Raw genomic sequence first — 18,854 nt, forward strand, 5'->3', positions numbered from 1 at the left:
TCCCATGGCACGCGAACTCGGCGTCGGCATCATCGGATCCGGCAATATTTCCACCACCTACTTTTCGCTGGCGCCGCTGTTTCGCGGCTTGAAGGTCGTCGCATGCGCCGACATCAATATGAGTGCGGCGCAGCTGCGCGCCGAAGAATACGGCGTCAAGGCGCAGACCATCGACGAGCTGCTGGCCAATGACGAGGTGGACATCGTCGTCAACCTGACGATCCCGGATGCGCATTATCCCGTCTCAAAGCGCATTCTCGAAGCCGGCAAACATGTCTATTCGGAAAAGCCGCTGGTGCTCTCGCTCGAACAGGGCGAGGAGCTTCGCAGCATCGCCAAGGCCAAGGGCCTGTCTGTCGGTTGCGCACCGGATACTTTCCTCGGCGGTGCGCACCAGCTGGCGCGTGACTATATCGACAAGGGCGGCATCGGCCGCGTCACGTCGGGCACTTGCCATGTGATGAGCCCCGGCATGGAGATGTGGCATCCGAACCCGGACTTCTTCTTCTTGCCCGGCGGCGGCCCGGTCCTCGACCTCGGCCCCTATTACATCGCCAACCTGATCAACCTGATCGGCCCGGTGAAGCGGGTGGCAGCCCTGACCTCCATGGCGAACGAGACCCGGACGATCACCAGCCAGCCGCGCAGTGGCGACGTCATCCCGGTCAAGACCCCGACCAATATCCATGCGCTTCTGGAATTCCAGAACGGCGCGACGATCACGCTCTCGGCCAGCTGGGATGTCTGGAGCCACCGCCACGCCAATATGGAACTCTACGGCACCGATGGCTCGCTCTACGTGCCCGATCCGAACTTCTTCGGCGGCGTCGTCGAGGCTTCCGGCCGCAACAAGGACATCCAGCCGCTCGAAGCCTGGGATCATCCCTTCGGTCGCAACAACCAGGAAAGCCCGCAAGGTCCTCGCGCCAACTACCGCACGGCCGGCCTTGCCGACATGGCGGTCGCGATCCTCGAAGGCCGCGATGCCCGCTGCTCGCTGGACCGCACGCTACACGGCGTCGATGTCATGGTGTCGATCCTGAAGTCCGGCGAGACGGGTGAATTCGTAACCCTGTCGACAACCTGCACTCAACCGGCTGCCCTGGGTATCGACGAAGCGCAGGCTCTGCTTAGATAAGGGGGAGCTATGCCCATCATCCGGCTGCCGCCTCCTTCTCCCCGCCTGCGGGGATAAGGTCCCGGCAGGGGGATGAGGGGCAAGCAACAAGCGTCTGCATCCGGGAGAGAACCATCCATGACCTATACCCCCGCCGAAAACCGCTATGAGCGGATGACCTATAATCGCTGCGGCAAAAGCGGGCTGAAGCTGCCGGCGATCTCGCTCGGCCTCTGGCACAATTTCGGCAATGACACGCCGCATTCCACCAAGCAGGCGATCTGCCGTAGGGCTTTCGACCTCGGCATCACCCATTTCGACCTCGCCAACAATTACGGCCCGCCGGCCGGCTCTGCGGAAGAAGCCTTCGGTGATATCCTCAAGACCGATTTCCGAGGCTACCGCGACGAACTGATCATCTCTTCAAAGGCGGGCTACAACATGTGGCCGGGTCCTTACGGCGAATGGGGCAGCCGCAAGTACCTGATCGCTTCCTGCGACCAGAGCCTGAAGCGCATGGGCCTCGACTATGTCGACATCTTCTATTCGCACCGCTTCGATCCCGACACGCCGCTCGAGGAGACCTGCGGCGCGCTCGACCACATCGTCCGTTCGGGCAGGGCGCAATATGTCGGCATTTCCTCCTACAATTCCAAGCGCACCCGCGAAGCCCATGCCATCCTGAAAAGCCTTGGCACGCCGCTTCTCATCCATCAGCCCAGCTATTCGATGATCAATCGCTGGATCGAGGAAGACGGGCTGATCGATACGCTGGAAGAACTGGGCGTCGGTTCGATCGTCTTCTCGCCGCTCGCGCAGGGCATGCTGACCTCGAAATACCTGAACGGCATTCCGGAAGGCACCCGCGCCACGCAGGACAAGTCGCTTGACCCGGGCTTCCTCAACGACCGCAATCTCGAAAACATCCGGGGCCTCAACAAGATCGCGGAAAAGCGCGGCCAGACGCTGGCGCAGATGGCGCTCGCCTGGGTGCTGCGCGGCGGCCATATCACCACCGCCCTGATCGGCGCGTCGAAGCCCTCTCAGGTCGATGACTGCGTCAAGGCAATCGAAACGCCGGACTTCACCGCGGAAGAACTCGCCGAGATAGACGTTTTCGCCAAGGACGCCGACATCAACATCTGGGCCGCGTCCGCCGAGCGCAAGGGCCCGCCACGGAAGAAGAAGTAGAAACCTATCTCCCCCCTTGCGGGGGAGAACGGGATTTCAGCAGCTTAGCGTCAGCTAAGTGCTAGAAATCCCAAGAGAAGGGCTTGTCAGTCAGGCAGCCCCTCTCCTGAAAAATCTAGGGCTTGAGCCTTTGGCTAGACCCTGATTTTTCTTCCCCTCCCGCAGGGGGAGAGGTAACTGCGGAGGAGAAACCACACCCCATGATCATCAACCCCATCCTGCCGGGCTTCAATCCGGACCCGTCGATCTGCCGCGTGGGCGAGGATTATTACATCGCCACCTCCACCTTCGAATGGTTCCCCGGCGTCCAGATCCACCATTCGCGCGACCTCGCCAACTGGGAGCTCGTCTGCCGTCCGCTCAACCGCGCAAGCCAGCTCGACATGCGCGGCAATCCCGACAGCGGCGGCGTCTGGGCGCCGTGCCTGTCCTATGCCGACGGGTTGTTCTGGCTCGTCTATACCGACGTGAAGCGTTTCGAAGGTTCCTTCAAGGACGCACACAATTACATCGTCACGGCGCCTTCGATCGAAGGGCCCTGGTCCGATCCCATCTATGTCAATTCCTCAGGCTTCGACCCCTCGCTCTTCCATGACGATGACGGCGCCAAGTGGTTCCTCAACATGCAGTGGAACCACCGCCCCGAAGCCCGCAACACCATCGGCCATGCCAAATTCGACGGCATCCTGCTGCAGGAATGGGACCCGAAGACGAAGACGCTCACCGGCCCGATCAGGAACATTTTCGAGGGCAGCAAACAGGGCCTCGTCGAAGGCCCGCATGTCTTCAAGCGGAATGGCTGGTACTACCTGACGACTGCCGAAGGCGGCACTGGATATGACCATGTCGTCACCATGGCCCGCTCGCGCGCCATCGAGGGTCCCTATGAGATGCACCCGAATACGCATCTCATCACCTCCAAGGATGACCCGGACGCAGATCTGCAACGCGCCGGTCACGGCCAATATGTCGAAACTCCGGATGGTCAGTTCTATCACACCCATCTCTGCGGGCGTCCGATGCCGCCCAAGCGTCGCTGCACGCTGGGCCGCGAAACGGGCCTGCAGAAATGCGTATGGAAGGAGGATGGCTGGCTCTATCTCGAACAGGGCGGCGTCGTGCCCGCCGTCGAGGTTCCGGCGCCCTATGGCGCCATGAAGCGCGAGGAACCCGTCGAGATAGTCAGGGCCTTCGACAGCCCCGACTTACCATCCGAATTCCAGTGGCTGCGTACGCCCTATCCTGAGCGCCTGTTCAGCCTGACCGGACGGGCAGGGCGCTTGCGCCTTTTCGGCCGGGAAAGCATCGGTTCCTGGTTCGAACAGTCGCTCATTGCCCGCCGTCAGGAGCATCACCGCTTCCGCGCCGAGACGCGTCTTGAATTTGCGCCCGAGACCTATCAGCAGGTCGCTGGCCTGACGCATTACTACAATCGCTACAAATTCCACGCGCTCGGCATTTCCACGGACGAAAAGCTCGGCCGCTCGCTGATCATCCTGTCCTGCCCGGGCGAGTATCCCTCGGGCAAGCTGGAGTTTCCGATCGGCATGGGCCAGTCTATCCCCGATGGCGCGATCGACCTCGCCATGGAGATCACCGACAACGACCTGCAATTCTTCTGGCGGGTCTCAGGCGAAGGCACGTGGCAGGCCATCGGCCCCGTCCTCGACGCCGGCGTCGTCTCCGACGAAGGCGGTTTCGGCGAACACGGCTCGTTTACCGGGGCGTTTGCCGGCATGTTCTGTTTTGATGTGTCGGGGCAGGGCAAAGCGGCGGATTTCGAGCGGTTTGTCTATCGGCGGGGGTAAGGGGCGCGCTGACATACGCCGCCGTCATCCTCGGCCCTGCGCCGAGGATCTACTTACGTCGCAGTCAATTCAACGGTAGCGGATGCTCGGGACTGGCCCGAGCATGACGGCGTTTTGCCTTTAGTTCACCCCAACCGTTCCGCATGCCACTTCAGATGATCCTCCATGAAGGTCGAGATGAAGTAGTAGGAATGGTCGTAGCGCTCATGCATGCGCAGCGTCAGGCCGATATCCGTGCCCTTCACTGCCTCTTCGAATTTCCAGGGGGCGAGACCTGTCTCGAGGAAACTGTCGGCCTTGCCCTGATCAACAAGGAATTCCGGGAAGCGGGCGCCGTCTTCCACCAGTGCGCAGGCGTCGTATTCACGCCATTTCGCACGGTCAGCACCGAGATACTTTTCGAACGCATCCTGTGTCCAGTCCGCCGTCAGCGGATTGACGATCGGGGCAAAGGCTGAGCAGCTCTTGAAGCGCTCAGGGTTCTTCAGCGCAATCGTCATGGCGCCATGGCCGCCCATGGAATGGCCGAAAATGCCCTGGCGGTCCATGTCGGCGCGGAACTGCTCTGCGATCAGGCTGGGAAGCTCTTCCGTGATGTAGGAGTACATCTGGTAATGTTCGGCCCAGGGCGTTTCCGTGGCATTCAGATACATGCCCGCGCCCTTGCCCATCTTCCAGTTGGTCAGCTCATCGGCCACGTCATTGCCGCGCGGGCTCGTATCCGGGCAGACGACGATCAGGCCGAGTTCGGCGGCCATCCGGCGATATTCGCCCTTTTCCATCACATTGGCATGGCTGCAGGTCAGCCCTGAGAGATACCAGAGCACCGGCCGCTTTTCGGTGGTCGCCTGGGGTGGCACGAAGACGGCAAAGGTCATCTCGGTGCCGGTCGCCTCCGATGCGTGAGAGAAGACGCCCTGCATGCCGCCGAAGGCGGTGTTCTGGGAAAGGATATTCATGGGGATCTGTCCTTGTTCAGGGCCCTTTCGGGGCTCATTTCTTCACCCGACGGCAAAGCCGGTCGAGCGTTTCGAGGAAGGCCGAACGGTCGCGCGGCGAAAAGGCGGCATTGTAGCCCTTGCTCTCGCCGGTCTCGCGCAAGTGTGCGCCAAGGTCGCGCATCGCCGTCGCCATGCCAATATTGGCCGTGTCGAAGATCCGTCCTGTCGGGCCGGTGACCAGTGCACCGGCGGCGACGCATCGACCGGCCAGCGGCACATCGGCGGTCACGACGATGTCACCTTCGCTGCAGCGCTCGGCAATCCAGTCGTCAGCCGCATCGAAGGCGCCTGATACAATGACATTCTTGACCATCGGATCGCGCGAGGGGCGAAGGCCGGAATTCGCAACAAAGGTCACCGGCAGATCATGCCGCTCGGCCACTTTCAGGATCTCCGGCTTCACCGGACAGGCATCGGCATCGACATAGATTTCGGGCATCGGCTATCCTTTCCGCAGCATATCCACATGCGGGATGCCATCCTCCAGATACTCCTCCGAGATCACCTCAAACCCCAGCGACCCATAGAATTTCTGCAGATGGCTCTGCGCCGAGATCTCGATCGGTTTACCCGGATGGCGCTTCTCGACCTCTGAAATCGCCTCGCGCATCAGCGCTTCGCCAAGCCGCTTGCCGCGATGATCAGGAGAGACCGCAACGCGGCCAATGCGCGGATGGTGCTCCGCCGAAGGCCGCCACAGCCTTGCGCAGGCGAGCAGGTCCTCGCCATCGAGCAGGCGAAGATGCAGGCAGTCCTTGTCGTTCCCGTCGAGCTCCGGATAGGGGCAATGCTGCTCGACGACGAAAACGTCGACGCGCAGCTTCAGCATGTCGTAGAGGTCGGCGGCGGAGAACTCGTCGAGCCTCCGCACGTCGACAGTGTAATGCGCAGACATCAATAGACCACGACGCCGCGGATCGATTCGCCCTTGTGCATCAGGTCAAAGCCCTTGTTGATGTCTTCGAGCGGCATGGTGTGGGTGATCATCGGGTCGATCTGGATCTTGCCCTCCATGTACCAGTCGACGATCTTCGGAACGTCGGTGCGGCCGCGCGCGCCGCCAAAGGCGGTGCCCATCCAGTTGCGGCCGGTGACCAGCTGGAAGGGACGCGTCGAGATTTCCTGGCCGGCGCCGGCGACGCCGATGATGACGGACTTGCCCCAGCCGCGATGCGAGCTTTCCAGCGCCTGGCGCATCACCTTGGTATTGCCGGTGCAGTCGAAGGTGTAGTCCGCGCCGCCGATCAGATCGTTGCCGCGCTTCGTCATGTTGACGAGGTAAGGCACGATGTCGTCGCCGACTTCCTTCGGATTGACGAAATGCGTCATGCCGAATTTCTCGCCCCAGGCCTTGCGATCCGGGTTGATGTCGACGCCGATGATCATGTCGGCACCGGCCAGGCGCAGGCCCTGCAGCACGTTCAGACCAATGCCGCCGAGACCGAAGACGATGGCGGTCGAGCCGATCTCGACCTTGGCGGTGTTGATGACCGCACCGATGCCGGTCGTCACACCGCAGCCGATGTAGCAGATCTTGTCGAAGGGCGCGTCCGGGTTGACCTTGGCAACGGCAATCTCGGGCAGAACGGTAAAGTTCGAGAACGTCGAGCAACCCATGTAGTGGTGGATCTTGTCCTTGCCGATCGAGAATCGGCTCGTACCATCCGGCATCACGCCCTGTCCCTGGGTTGTGCGGATAGAGGTGCAGAGATTGGTCTTGCGCGAGGTGCAGGAATAGCATTCGCGGCATTCCGGCGTGTAGAGCGGAATGACATGGTCGCCCTTTTTCACCGAGGTCACGCCCGGGCCGACATCAACCACGATGCCTGCACCTTCATGGCCGAGAATGGCCGGGAAGAGACCTTCCGGATCGGCGCCCGAGAGCGTGAAATCGTCGGTGTGACAGATCCCGGTGGCCTTCACCTCGATCAGCACTTCGCCGGCGCGCGGGCCTTCGAGTTGAACGGTCATGACCTCAAGCGGCTTTCCAGCCTGCACGGCGACGGCGGCGCGAACATCCATGGTTTTTCTCCTGACAAATCGTTGGTGGCGACTTTGGCACGCCTTCGCCATCCGGCTCAAGGCCCGAGCCGGATTTTCTCAAAAGTCTGATTTTTATCGTCTATTCGGCGGTGAGCACGGGGAAATGCGGTGCTGCATCTGGCCGCAGTTTACCCGTCTGTCTGGGATCTTCGAAAATCTCGACCATGCGCTTGTAAGGTCTGAAACCGGAGCGCTGGTAGAAGGCGAATGCCGCCGGATGGTCGAGATGGCAGGTGTGAACCCAGAAGCGTGATATCGACTTTTCCCAGGCCGTGTCGATCGCGACATTCATCAGGATACGCCCGGCGCCCGATCCAATCAGGCTCTGGTCGAGACCGAAAAAGGCGAGTTCGCATTCTGCGCCTTCGCGGAAGTCGAGTTCCAGCAGCCCGAGCTTTTCGCCGTTGCGCGTCAGCGCATGGATTTCAACGGCGGGATCTTCGATGATGGCCCTCAGCTTCTCGTCATCCATCACGGCGCGCGAGACCCAGAGCCAATCCTCTCCCACGCGGCGGTAGAGCGCGCGGTAATCCTCAAGCGCCGGCGCGTTCCAGCGCTCCACCGTCAGCCCATCGGTCGGCGGATTGGGGCGAGGTGCTGGTCTTGTCGTCATTTCAAGGCAGGTGACGATGGTCGCGAGCATGTTCGGCGCGACGTCGTGATAGCCGGCGGGGAGGGGCTTTTGTTCGGTATCCATGCGGTCTCTTGGAGCTTGAGCGCCGCCGCATGTCAAGCGGGTGAAGCAGCGGCGGGATCAGGGAAACAGTCTGTCGCAGGCATAGATCACGGCGTAGACGTGGATGGCCAAGGCCGCATAGTAGCCGAAGCCGGTCATCAGGCGCTCCGGACCATTCATCGGCACGAGGGCCTCGCGGGGCTTTGCCGACTTCGTCCTGATCATGCCAAGCAGCGTGAAAAGTGCCACGCCGATCGTCAGTGCTGGTGCTGAAAGCCCAATTCTCCAGCCGGTCCAGGCCACCACGCCTGTCACCAGAAAACTGGTGAGCGCGAGGGCGCGTGGCGCTTGAAACACCTGTCGCAGCACCTGGCCGCCGTCAAAGCGGTAGGTGGGAAGAAGGTTCAGAAGATTGAAGGCGCCGAGAATCACCAGAAAGACCAGGATCGGGCCATCCATCGCCGTCGAATGGGGAATGTCCCCCGCCGATTGATGGGCAGCGACAAGGATCGGGACAAGCAGCGCCGAGAAGCCGGCCCCCATCAGGGCGCAGGTTGCGACCTCGAAATGGGTATTGTAGGGGCGCCCGCCGATGGCCACGCCGCCCAGCAGCGGCACGAAGAGCATGCGCGTCGTCGGATGGCCGAAGGCGCGGTAGGCCACCATGTGGCCGAGTTCATGCAGCAGGATGACGAGGGTCAGGAACACCGAGATCATCAGGCCCTGTGCGGTCAGGCCAAAAAACGGCCAGAGCAAGAGGGTCGAGAGCAGCACGAGTACGGTCTGCCAAAGCGGGTGTTCGAAATGCAGAAGGTTCGACGCGGGGCTTTCCTCCACATGGTTCTGCAATGCGGAGAGTTCGCGGGCGAGGGCTATGCGCCGGAACAGATAAAAGGCGAGCCCGCGATAGTTGTCCGTCTGCTCGAAGGTGACCCGGCTGCCGAGGGGGGCACGTTCGACCTTGCGGCTTTCGCGATAGCCTTCCCAGAAAGTGTGGTCGAGCGTCGTGTCATTGACCACCCTCAGTTCGCAGGTGAAACAGCCGGCGGCCGTCATCGCGGTGCGGTCAACGATCATGGTTCGTCTGCTGGGATGCCCGTGACGATCGCTTTGCCGATAGGCGAATTCCACCAGGTCCGGTTTGCCATCGACAGGTTCGACGGCAATGACATTTGGATGCCAGGAGGTTTGGTCGCCAGCGGGTCGGGTGATGTTCCACAGCTCTTCAGGACGCTCGCGGATGATACGGCTCACGCGGATGGTCCGCCGCCCAAGCGGTGCTGCCATCAGAAGCCACAGCAGGCCGAGATTGAAGGCGGCCAGAAACACTGCGGCCTGATACGTCGCCAAGAAGCTCTCCCGGTGCTGCGGATGAATGCGCCGAACCTAGGCGAGAACCCTTAGAATCCCGTGATTGAAAACATTCAAATGCCGTCGAACGGCCGGTCTTTCAGGCAATGTCCTTGACGGTCCGTGCCGGCGTTGTCCGTCTCTGTTCGCGCCAGAGAATGAAGAGACCCGATCCGACGATGATCAGGATGCCGAGCCATTTGGACGGTGTCGGAAATTCGTCAAACAGCAGGTAACCCAGCGCAACGGCGGCGATGATCTCGAAATACTGGAAGGGCGCGAGCACGGACAGCGTCGCCATGCGAAAGGCGCGGACGACGAGGAGATGGATGTAGCCGGAGATCGCGCCGAGCAGGACGAGCAGGACGAGGCCAAGCCATGAGGTCGGCAGCGACATCTCGAAGTCGACGCCGTCGGCAGCGGTGCCGAGCAACAGGGCGCCCCCCATGAAAATCGTGCCACCGATCCCGGCCATGGTCTGCATGGTCATCGGGGTGTCGGCCTCGCCGATCGCCCGGTTCAGGAACATGTAGAGCGCATAGAGAAAGGCGCAGGCGACAGGCAACAGGGCCTTCATGCCGAAAACTTCGTAGCTCGGCTGGATGACGATCATCGCACCGCCAAAGCCGACCGCGATCGCCAGCCAGCGGCGCCAGCCGACTTTTTCCTTGAGGAAGATGGCCGACATGGCCGTCAGAATGAAGGGCTCGACAAAGTAGATGGCGAAGACATCGGCGAGCGGCATGTATTTGACCGCCATGAAAAACATCAGGCTCGCGGCGCCATGGATCGCGCCGCGCAGCAGGTTCATCCACGGGCGTTTCGCCGAAAAGGCTGCCAGACCGTTGAGGGCGATCAGAACCGGCAGGACTGAGGCCAGCTGGAAGAAGAAGCGGTAAAAGGTTACCTGTCCCGGTGACATGCCTTCGACCGTCGCCATGTATTTGGCAATGGCATCCATCACCGGCAGCACGAGCATGCAGCCCGCCATGAGAACCATGCCGCGAAATGGACTGGAAGGCGTGGCGCTCATTGTCGGGACTCACCGGAGGACTTCGTGCTTGAGAGAACAAGCATGAGGCGCGCTCCGTGATCAAGCAAAGAAAATGCGGAACAAAAATTCGCTGGCAGCGTTTACGACGCGTTTGTACGCATCTCCAGGATGTCGCCGTGTGACGGGTTTTCACCTGTTGGTGGCGCCTGCGGAAAGATGCAGGATCATCATGTCGTCTAATGTAGCGATGTGAGATCGAGGTAGAAAGGACCGTCGCCCTCCGGGTCGGCGTTTCCTCACGGTCAGGAGAAGTCGCATGCCCACACGTAAGGTCTATCCCCGGATGACGGATTCGAGTGACGATACGCTTGGGGGCCGCCTGTCGGCTGCGCGCGACGCATCTGGCCTCTCACTTGCCGATGTCGCAAACCGCGTCGGTGTGAAGCGCGACAGCCTCTTGGCCTGGGAAGCGGATCGTGCCGAGCCGAGACCGTCAAACCTGATCGATCTCGCAGGCATTCTCGGTGTTTCGCCCATGTGGCTGATGACCGGCGTCGGTTCGGGCCCCATTCAGGAGGCCGGCGATCTGCCGCTCGAAGCGCTCAAGCTCGATCTTCAGCGCCTGACCGAGGCGCATCTCGAATGCGGCCGGCTGATCGAAAAGATTGCCCGACAGATCGAGACCTACGAGGAACGGCACGAAAGTCGCTGCGATCCCGGCGATCTCGACGGTCCGGTGATGGGACGCGCCTGAGGTCTCAGCCTTCGTTCACCGTAGGCCCGAAGACGTCTTCGAAAGCTTCGCGCAGGCGCATGTCGACGTCTGCCATCATCACCGGCAGCCCGAGATCGACGAGGCTCGTCACACCATAGGCGGAGATGCCGCAGGGCACGATCCCGGTGAAGTGCGAGAGATCGGGATCGACATTGATCGACAGGCCGTGAAAACTCACCCAGCGGCGCAGGCGAATGCCGAGCGCTGCGATCTTGTCCTCGCTCATCGTGCCATCGGGCAGAACAGGCTTTTCCGGACGACGCACCCAGACGCCGACGCGGTCCTCGCGGCGCTCGCCCTTGACGTTCATGCTGTCGAGCGTGCGGATCACCACTTCTTCGAGGGCCGCCACATAAGCGCGGACATCCTGGCGCCGGCGCTTCAGGTCGAGCATCACATAGGCCACCCGCTGGCCCGGACCATGATAGGTGTATTCACCGCCGCGACCGGTCGCGAAAACCGGGAATCGTTCGGGCTCGATCAGGTCCTTGGAATCAGCACTGGTGCCGGCCGTATAAAGGGGAGGGTGCTCCACCAGCCAGACCAGTTCGTCGGCCTTTCCGTCGGCAATCAGAGCCACCTGATGCTCCATTTCGGCAACCGCATCCTCATAACCCACGAGACCGTCCGAGACTCGCCAACGCACCGAAGGTGAGCCTTCACGAGGGTGCATGGCATGGTCGAGATCTGTGCGAAGCATGAAAATTGCCTTGGGCTGTGGATTGGCGAAAAGCCTTGTTTTCCCTGTATTTGGCAAGAAAAGCCCCGGAGTTCAAGGGCGCCGGCCTCCCCCATGCAGGGGGCTTATCCACCGGCCATGACGAATTTTCAAAAATCTGTCACGGCGGGCTTGTGGACCCCCAAGGCTTTTGCTACATGCAGCCCCGCCGGAGCAATTCGGCGCCTACCACGATGCGGTCGTGGCGGAATTGGTAGACGCGCAGCGTTGAGGTCGCTGTGGGGCAACCCGTGGAAGTTCGAGTCTTCTCGACCGCACCAAAAAAAACCCGGCCTTCGAGCCGGGTTTTTTGTTGCCCGCATGGCGGGCCGCCTGTTCGGCACCCAGCGGATGCCTCAGAAATTCTCTTGTGTGCAACGCTAGTAGCGCGACAATTTCTTGTGTACGATTTTTACACTTTGCTAAACATTGGCATCGGCATAGTTTGATATCATATTATGTGCGAGGGGCGTTATGTATCAAACACTTGCCAGTGCCGGCGGGCTTGCTTCAGGCCGTATCCCGCGTTCGCTCTCGTTCGGCATATTCCCTCGCGTCCTCGGTCTTGCCTTGATGATCCTAGTTGGCCCGCTCGCGGCGAACCCTGGACTTGCGCAGACCCCGTCGTCCGACGAGGGGCGGCTTGTCGAGAGTGTTGATATCGTTCTCGCCAATCCCTCTGCAGATGCGGCAGCGAATGACCGGGTGATCGATGCGATCCGGCGCAATATCGGCCTGTTTCGAGGCGCATCCTTCAACCGTGCCGAATTGGAGATCGCGATTGCCCGGGCCAGCCGTCAGGCGACGGTGGCGTCGGCCGAACTCGAAGTCTCCTCCGGGCGCTCGGGTGGGGTCGCCCTGACGATCAATGCAACGCTCAGCGACCAGATCCTGCGCGCGGATCGGGGGTATTTGGTCAGTGGAGACACCAAGGATCTGCCCATCCTCTATGACAGCGAAGGGACCATCATCGTCGGGAAACTCGAGACCCTGACGATGCTCTATGGCAATGTCGATGCTTGGTATGGACGCCCCGACCTGTTCCTAAATGGAAATCCGTTGGCGTCTGGAAACATGGCCGGCAGCGGCGCAAGCGGATGGGGGGAAGGCTTCATCCATACGGGGCTCTATGGATTGACGCCGATTGGCGATGATATCTATGCCTATGGCGGCCTCAGCGGCATCGTCAGCGGGTCGGCGGGAACCGAGTTGTTCACCGATGAAAGCCGCGCACACTTTGGTGTCGAAGACGCCTATGTCGGTCTTGTCGGAGGTCAAACCTACGACTCGGGCGACCGGCTCGTGTGGAACGCCTCTGTCGGGCGCAAGCGCTATGCGATCGCCGACAGCATGATTATCGGAAACACCGCATCGAACGGCGATGAACGGGCTGCGCTGCAGTCCAATCCGCGCTGGGCGGCGGACATGCTGGTGCTGGGACAGTTGCGCTACAACAACAGCCTGTTCGAGCTGTTCTACCTCGATCCCGACGAACTTCCCGTCGTCGATTCTCGTACGCGCATGGTTGGGCTGAATGTCGAGACGCCGGTGGGCGGCGGTTTCAAGCTCGGCGGCAGCTATATCAGAGTTCTGGAATCGGGCTCTTCCTACTTTGCCCAGACTGCGCCTAATCCCACCACGGCCAAACTGGGGCGCAAAGGGCTTGAGGTGTTCAATGCGCGCATTCGTTGGGATCAGCCGAATGGCGACTTCTTCGGCAATGCGGAATTCGCCCTGCAGCGCAACGAAAATTTCGATATGCACGCGACAGCGCTGGCGGCCGAGATCGGCTACCAGTTTTCCGAGATAGCGTGGCAACCCGTCGTCAGCTATCGCTACGCCCAGTTTTCGGGTGACGATCCCGCCACCGCGCGTTTCGAACGCTGGGATCCACTGCTGTCCGGCGGAAACGGCGAGCAATGGGTGCAGGGGATCAACCATTTCAAGGTGTTCCAGGATAGCAACCTGATCGCCCACCGTCTGCAATTGCGTTTGCGACCCACCCCCATGGTCGAACTGGTGCCGCAATTCTGGGTCTTCAGGGCTGACAGCGCCACGAATCTCGGTGGCAACCCCGCTTTGTCATCACTCGGTTCGAAAGAACTCGGCTACGAGGCCAACCTGACGGCCAAGTGGTTCATCTCCCCCAAGGTGATGCTGCAGGGCCATGTTGCCGCGACTTTCCCGGGCGATGCGGTCAAGCAGGCGACCTCGGGTGGTGCCGATACTTGGTGGAGCGCGATGGCCTTCCTGCGCGTGGCGTTTTGAGTTTAACAATTTCCAAGGAGGATGCCGAAATGGACAGACGTGATTTGTTGAAGGGCGTGTCGCTTGCTGCCGGTGCGGTCGCAGCGAGCGCGGTCATTGATGGGGTCGCCGGTAACGAGGCCACTGCGCAGATGGGTGGCGGCCGAGCCGATGGCAACGCCGTTGTCGGCATTACGCCCACGCCTGAAGATTTCTTCATATCCAACCGCTTCGCGGGTCGAACCTTCATCGTGACCGGCTCGGCGCGCGGCATGGGCCAGGCAGCGGCGATCCGGCTTGCGCGCGAAGGCGCCAATGTCGTCGGCGTTGACTGGATCAAGGATCTCGGAGAGGCGACGCACAATTCAATTCTTGCCGGCGGCGGCAAGAGCGTTTTCGTGTTCGGTGACGTCGGCGATCCCGCCGTCTCGGAGCAGGCCGTTGCCCAGGCCGTATCGCAGTTTGGCAAGCTCGACGGGGCACTCAACAATGCGGGGGTGATGGACGGCGTCTACTCGGGTGATCCGATCAATTACGAGAAGCAGCGCGACCTGATCTTCGCGCCGATTCACGAGGCCGGCGACCTCTATTGGGACAATGTCTTCAAGACGAACGTGACCGGCGTGTTCTACAGCATGCGGGCGCAGTTGAAGCAGCTGGTCAAGCAGAGCGCCGGCGGAGCGATTGTCAATGTGGGCTCCATCGCCGGCATGACGGGGCTTTCCGGCAATCCGGCCTATGTGGCGAGTAAACATGCCGTCACCGGATTGACCCGGAATGCGGCGATCGACTACGCGCCCTACGGCATTCGTGTGAATTCGGTCAACATGGCGGCGACCGATACGCCGATGGTGGCGCGCGCCGGCGAACTGGTGGCGCTCGCGTCGCAGGCCGCGACCGGACCGACCATGGGGCGAATCAAGATCGACAGCATCCTCGCCTATACCGACAAGAAGCATCGTCCGGCGACTGTGGCCGAGCAGGTGAGCATGATGTTGTTCCTGCTGTCCGACGAGGCGTCCAATTTTACCGGCGGCATCTACGCGACCGACGGAGGCTGGACGGCCTATTGAACCGACCGTGCAAGGCGGCGTATCATCGGTTCAAGACCAATGATGCGCCGCCGGCCATCTTCGTCTGCATTCTTCCTGGCCGATGCCCGGCGAAAAGGAGCGGTCCATGACGATCTCACTGGATGCTGCAGCCCAAGTTTATCGTGAAGCGGTGCGCCAGTCCGTGCGCAAGCATGCGACGTTCCATCTCGTCGAGGCGGCACTGCTGGTGGTGACGGGCATCTTCGCGGCTTTGTTTCCGTTGGTCTCGTCCGCCGCGGCAGTTGTCACCTTCGGCTGGCTGATGGTGCTGACAGGCCTGATCCAGTGCCTTGGACTGATCAGTGCTCGCCACGCGCCGAATTTCTGGCTGCAGTTCACTTCCGCCGTGCTTGCGGTGCTGCTGGGTATCCTGCTGCTGCGCAATCTCGGCGAAGGCCTTCTGCTTCTCTCGCTGCTGATGGTGATCTTCCTCATGATCGAAGGGATTTCGAAGGTCGTCTTTGCGATGACGATCCGTCCCCTGCCAACCTGGGCCTGGACGCTGGTGAGCGGACTTTTGTCGATTGCACTTTCGCTGGTTCTGCTTGCGGCCATGCCGCTCGCCGCGCTATGGCTGATCGGCTTGATCCTCGGAATCAATCTGATCGCCATTGGTATGGCCCTCGGCGCTCTGGCATGGGCTGTTCGCCAAAGCGCCGCCTGAAAGGGCGGATTAATCCCCATCATCAGGAATGTGACTGTCGACGCCGAGCGTTGTGATGAAGTTCTTCACGTCGCTGACGCCCTTCACGCCCAGTACTTTCAACTCGACCATCCGGCGCTCCTCCGCCGTGTCGAGCGACCCGCGCAGCGTCACGACATGGCCGTCCACATGGATGTCGAGACCGGCCAAAATGGTGTCATCAAGACCTTCAAGCGCGGTCGCGACATCGGATTCGAGCTGGTCATCGTCTTCCCGGCCATCTGTGGTCGGCAGTACCGGAGTGGCGACATCTGGCTCGAAGCCATCGGCATTGACCGCGTCGATCCGAAAACCTTCGTTGCGGTCACGGTCGAAGTTGGCGCCGGTTTCGCCATAGCCGCGATTCTCGACCGGTGTCGCCGTCGCACCCGCGCCATCGGCATAGGGCCAGCCTTCGCCGATATTGCGCTGGTCGTAATCGCGGTAATCGTCTTCGCGGGAAAATTCGGTCTTGCGGTCGTCCTTGGCCATGGGAGGGCTCCTTTTCATCTCATCTGACGGAGATAACGCCCGGCCACTGGCTTTGTTCGATGGCGTCAGCGCGGCGCCTTGTCCCATTTCTTCAACAGCCGCTCGCGCTTCAGGCGCGAGAGCCTCATGATCCAGAAGATACCGTCGAGCTGGTCTATCTCGTGCTGCATGCAGATCGCGGCAAAACCTTGCATCTCCTCCTCGACCACGGTCCCGTCCAGCGTCTGATAGCGGATCCTGACGGCCTCGGGTCGCGTGACCTCGTCGGTCATTCCCGGCATGGAGACACTGCCTTCGGTATGGGTCATCATGACATCGGAGGCCCAGAGGATTTCCGGGTTCACATAGTCGCGCCGCCCGCCAATTTCGGGGAGGTCGATCACCGTCAGTCTAAGGAGAATGCCGCAATGGGGTGCGGTGATGCCGACACCGGGGGCAGCCTTCATCGTTTCGTAGAGATCGTCGGCGAGGGTGGCGAGGTCAGCCCCGAAGTCGCTGACGGGCTCGGCGGTCGCCTTCAGGGCGGGGTCGGGATAGCGGCGGATGGTCAGGCGGGTCACGAAAAGCTCATGTCTTCAGGTGTGATGTGATTGTCGGCTGTGGCGGTCCGGCGACGCTAGCAGGCGCAGCATTGCTTTGCACTGACAACAGGAGATTTCCGCTATCTGCTTGTTGACTTGAGGGTTTTTGCGGCCATTCTCCGGGGCGTCCGAGTGTGGTGCCGCGAGTGAGAGGTTGGGATGACAGAGAACGAAGACGAAATTGTCAACCGTCCCGCGGCCGAAGAGAGCCACGACGACATCTATGACGACGAGGGATCTGTCCGTCAGGATTTCCTGACGTTGGTCGGGGCGGCGATCACTGATCGTGACGTGCTGTTTCTAAGGCAGAACGTCGCGCGATTGCACGAATCGGAACTCGGCGACCTGATCGAGGCGATCCAGCCCGACCAGCGTCTGGCGATGATCCGCCTGCTCGGCGACGACTTCGACATGACGGCGCTGACCGAGGTCGATGAAACGATCCGTATGCAGATCGTCGACCAGATGCCGAACGACCAGATTGCTGCTGCCATCGGCGATCTCGATTCGGACGATGCCGTCTATATTCTCGAAGATCTCGACGACGAGGACCGCGAGGAGATCCTTGCCCAGCTGCCGTTCACCGAACGGGTGCGACTGCGTCGTGCGCTGGACTATCCCGAAAGCTCGGCCGGCCGACGCATGCAGACCGAATTCGTCGCCGTGCCGCCCTTCTGGACGGTTGGGCAGACGATCGACTACATGCGCGACGAAGAAGACCTGCCGGAGAGCTTTACCCAGATCTTCGTTATCGATCCTACCTTCAAGCTGCTCGGCGCGGTCAATCTCGATGCGATCCTGCGCACCAAGCGCGGTGTGAAGATCGAGACCATCATGCATGCGACCAACCACCCGATCCCGGCCGAGATGGACCAGGAAGAGGCGGCCCAACTCTTCGAACAATACGACCTCCTGTCGGCCGCCGTCGTCGACGAGAACGAACGGCTGGTCGGCGTTCTCACGATCGACGACGTGGTCGACGTCATCCAGGAAGAGGCGGAAGAAGACCTGTTGCGCCTCGGCGGCGTCGGCGACGAAGAGCTCTCCGACAGCATTGCCGAAACGTCTCGTTCGCGCGTGCCGTGGCTTGCGGTCAATCTGGTGACCGCCTTCATGGCGGCCTCGGTGATCTCGCTGTTCGAGGCGACCATCCAGGAGATCGTCGCACTCGCCGTCCTGATGCCGATCGTCGCCGGCATGGGCGGCAATGCCGGTTCGCAGACGATGACGGTGACGGTGCGGGCGCTTGCGACCCGCAATCTCGACATCCACAACGCCTTCCGCGTCGTGCGCCGCGAGGCGGGCGTCGGGCTTTTGAACGGTCTGATCTTCGGCGTTTCGATCGGCGCCGTGGCGGGTTTCTGGTTCCAGGATCCCAATATCGGCGGCATCATTGCCACGGCGATGCTGATCAACATGATGGCGGCCGCCATCGCCGGGATCCTCATTCCCCTGTCGCTGGACCGCTTCGGCGCCGATCCTGCCGTCTCCTCGGCCGTCTTTGTCACAACCGTGACCGACATCACCGGCTTCTTCGCCTTTCTGGGGCTCGCGACCTGGTGGTTCATGTGACCGCCGACACAGGCAAGACTGCATAATCGCGCAAGAGGCGGTCAGGGCAATGCCGAAAAATTGACTTGTACGTAAAAGTCAATATCATGGTCATCCCTACAGGATCGGATGACCGTGAAGAAATACTATAGCATAACAGAGCTCACGCGAGAATTCGGTGTGTCAACGCGCACCCTGCGTTTCTACGAGGACGAGGGCCTGCTGCATCCGGAACGTCGTGGCCGGACGCGCCTCTACCGTGCCGCTGACCGCCGTTTCCTGCAGGAGATCCTGCGCGGTCGCCGTATCGGCTTCACGATCGCCGAAATCCGCGAAATCGTTCACGTCTACAAGGAGCCGCCGGGCGAAATCGGGCAGCTCAAGCTGATGATGAAGAAGATCGACGAGAAGCGCGACGAGCTTCGCCAGAAGCGCCGCGATATCGACGAGACGCTCTCGGAACTCGATCAGGCCGAAGAAGCCTGTCTCACCCGCCTGGTGGAAATCGGCGTCGGGACCTGATCCCGGGCCGGC

General features: G+C 61.2%; 19 protein-coding genes and 1 tRNA gene. 10 read left to right on the forward strand and 10 right to left on the reverse strand.

All coding sequences use genetic code 11. The annotated features are described in order from the left end of the window. The first annotated feature begins 4 nt into the window (after nucleotides 1-4). The 3 genes from BSY240_RS02365 to BSY240_RS02375 all read left to right on the forward strand — a co-directional run bounded on the left by BSY240_RS02365 (nucleotide 5) and on the right by BSY240_RS02375 (nucleotide 4,116). Nucleotides 5-1,138: a Gfo/Idh/MocA family protein gene (locus BSY240_RS02365; RefSeq protein ID WP_069041286.1), complete on the forward strand. Its 1,134-nt coding sequence runs from the start codon at nucleotides 5-7 to the stop codon at nucleotides 1,136-1,138. A 117-nt stretch (nucleotides 1,139-1,255) separates the two neighbouring features. Beyond that, a complete protein-coding gene (gene mgrA, locus BSY240_RS02370; protein ID WP_069041287.1) occupies nucleotides 1,256-2,308 on the forward strand; it encodes an L-glyceraldehyde 3-phosphate reductase in 1,053 nt (350 codons plus the stop codon). 200 nt (nucleotides 2,309-2,508) lie between these two features. Next, complete coding sequence (locus BSY240_RS02375; protein WP_069041288.1) at nucleotides 2,509-4,116, forward strand: glycoside hydrolase family 43 protein; 1,608 nt, start codon at nucleotides 2,509-2,511, stop codon at nucleotides 4,114-4,116. A gap of 125 nt (nucleotides 4,117-4,241) precedes the next feature. Here the strand turns inward: BSY240_RS02375 and fghA are convergent, their stop codons facing one another. The 7 genes from fghA to BSY240_RS02410 all read right to left on the reverse strand — a co-directional run bounded on the left by fghA (nucleotide 4,242) and on the right by BSY240_RS02410 (nucleotide 10,219). After that, nucleotides 4,242-5,075: an S-formylglutathione hydrolase gene (gene fghA / locus BSY240_RS02380; protein WP_069041289.1), complete on the reverse strand. Its 834-nt coding sequence runs from the start codon at nucleotides 5,073-5,075 to the stop codon at nucleotides 4,242-4,244. A gap of 34 nt (nucleotides 5,076-5,109) precedes the next feature. Beyond that, on the reverse strand, nucleotides 5,110-5,556 hold the full coding sequence (locus BSY240_RS02385; RefSeq protein WP_054149691.1) for a YaiI/YqxD family protein: 447 nt from the start codon (nucleotides 5,554-5,556) through the stop codon (nucleotides 5,110-5,112). Between the two features lie 3 nt (nucleotides 5,557-5,559). Next, nucleotides 5,560-6,012, reverse strand: coding sequence for a GNAT family N-acetyltransferase (locus BSY240_RS02390; protein WP_171901543.1), 453 nt, complete (start codon nucleotides 6,010-6,012; stop codon nucleotides 5,560-5,562). Continuing rightward, nucleotides 6,012-7,139 (reverse strand): S-(hydroxymethyl)glutathione dehydrogenase/class III alcohol dehydrogenase, encoded by a 1,128-nt coding sequence (locus tag BSY240_RS02395; RefSeq protein ID WP_054149689.1) that lies wholly within the window; start codon nucleotides 7,137-7,139, stop codon nucleotides 6,012-6,014. The genes BSY240_RS02390 and BSY240_RS02395 overlap by 1 nt, the downstream gene beginning before the upstream one ends. 100 nt (nucleotides 7,140-7,239) lie before the next feature. Further along, the gene (locus BSY240_RS02400) at nucleotides 7,240-7,857 is read right to left on the reverse strand and encodes a GNAT family N-acetyltransferase (protein WP_069041290.1); all 618 of its coding nucleotides are present in this window, start codon (nucleotides 7,855-7,857) and stop codon (nucleotides 7,240-7,242) included. A 57-nt stretch (nucleotides 7,858-7,914) separates the two neighbouring features. After that, nucleotides 7,915-9,186, reverse strand: a complete 1,272-nt coding sequence (locus BSY240_RS02405) for a hypothetical protein (RefSeq protein WP_069041291.1) — start codon at nucleotides 9,184-9,186, stop codon at nucleotides 7,915-7,917. A gap of 100 nt (nucleotides 9,187-9,286) precedes the next feature. Further along, nucleotides 9,287-10,219 (reverse strand): DMT family transporter, encoded by a 933-nt coding sequence (locus BSY240_RS02410; protein ID WP_069041292.1) that lies wholly within the window; start codon nucleotides 10,217-10,219, stop codon nucleotides 9,287-9,289. A 277-nt stretch (nucleotides 10,220-10,496) separates the two neighbouring features. Between BSY240_RS02410 and BSY240_RS02415 the strand changes: the two genes are divergently transcribed. Further along, on the forward strand, nucleotides 10,497-10,934 hold the full coding sequence (locus BSY240_RS02415; protein WP_069041293.1) for a helix-turn-helix domain-containing protein: 438 nt from the start codon (nucleotides 10,497-10,499) through the stop codon (nucleotides 10,932-10,934). Between the two features lie 4 nt (nucleotides 10,935-10,938). On the opposite strand, the gene lipB is transcribed toward BSY240_RS02415, so the two are convergent. After that, a complete protein-coding gene (gene lipB, locus BSY240_RS02420) occupies nucleotides 10,939-11,655 on the reverse strand; it encodes a lipoyl(octanoyl) transferase LipB (protein WP_054149684.1) in 717 nt (238 codons plus the stop codon). Nucleotides 11,656-11,869: 214 nt separating this feature from the next. Between lipB and BSY240_RS02425 the strand changes: the two genes are divergently transcribed. The 4 genes from BSY240_RS02425 to BSY240_RS02440 all read left to right on the forward strand — a co-directional run bounded on the left by BSY240_RS02425 (nucleotide 11,870) and on the right by BSY240_RS02440 (nucleotide 15,678). After that, nucleotides 11,870-11,954, forward strand: a tRNA-Leu gene (locus tag BSY240_RS02425). Nucleotides 11,955-12,378: 424 nt separating this feature from the next. Next, a complete protein-coding gene (locus tag BSY240_RS02430) occupies nucleotides 12,379-13,941 on the forward strand; it encodes an alginate export family protein (protein WP_171901544.1) in 1,563 nt (520 codons plus the stop codon). A gap of 29 nt (nucleotides 13,942-13,970) precedes the next feature. After that, nucleotides 13,971-14,993, forward strand: coding sequence for an SDR family NAD(P)-dependent oxidoreductase (locus BSY240_RS02435; protein WP_083229533.1), 1,023 nt, complete (start codon nucleotides 13,971-13,973; stop codon nucleotides 14,991-14,993). 106 nt (nucleotides 14,994-15,099) lie between these two features. Beyond that, nucleotides 15,100-15,678: an HdeD family acid-resistance protein gene (locus tag BSY240_RS02440; RefSeq protein WP_069041295.1), complete on the forward strand. Its 579-nt coding sequence runs from the start codon at nucleotides 15,100-15,102 to the stop codon at nucleotides 15,676-15,678. A gap of 9 nt (nucleotides 15,679-15,687) precedes the next feature. Here BSY240_RS02440 and BSY240_RS02445 read toward each other — a convergent pair whose 3' ends face one another. Further along, entirely contained in the window at nucleotides 15,688-16,188 is a 501-nt protein-coding gene (locus BSY240_RS02445) for a BON domain-containing protein (protein WP_083229534.1), read from the reverse strand. Between the two features lie 65 nt (nucleotides 16,189-16,253). After that, nucleotides 16,254-16,748, reverse strand: coding sequence for a peptide deformylase (locus BSY240_RS02450; protein WP_150127377.1), 495 nt, complete (start codon nucleotides 16,746-16,748; stop codon nucleotides 16,254-16,256). 180 nt (nucleotides 16,749-16,928) lie between these two features. On the opposite strand from BSY240_RS02450, the gene mgtE reads away from it, so the two are divergent. Both mgtE and BSY240_RS02460 read left to right on the forward strand, forming a co-directional pair. Continuing rightward, on the forward strand, nucleotides 16,929-18,341 hold the full coding sequence (gene mgtE / locus BSY240_RS02455; protein ID WP_069041297.1) for a magnesium transporter: 1,413 nt from the start codon (nucleotides 16,929-16,931) through the stop codon (nucleotides 18,339-18,341). 108 nt (nucleotides 18,342-18,449) lie between these two features. Continuing rightward, nucleotides 18,450-18,842 carry a MerR family transcriptional regulator gene (locus tag BSY240_RS02460; RefSeq protein WP_054149681.1) on the forward strand — a complete coding sequence of 131 codons (393 nt, stop codon included), beginning with the start codon at nucleotides 18,450-18,452 and terminating at the stop codon, nucleotides 18,840-18,842. Nucleotides 18,843-18,854: the final 12 nt, after the last annotated feature.

It is taken from the genome of Agrobacterium sp. RAC06 (genome assembly GCF_001713475.1).
Classification (GTDB): Bacteria; Pseudomonadota; Alphaproteobacteria; order Rhizobiales; family Rhizobiaceae; genus Allorhizobium.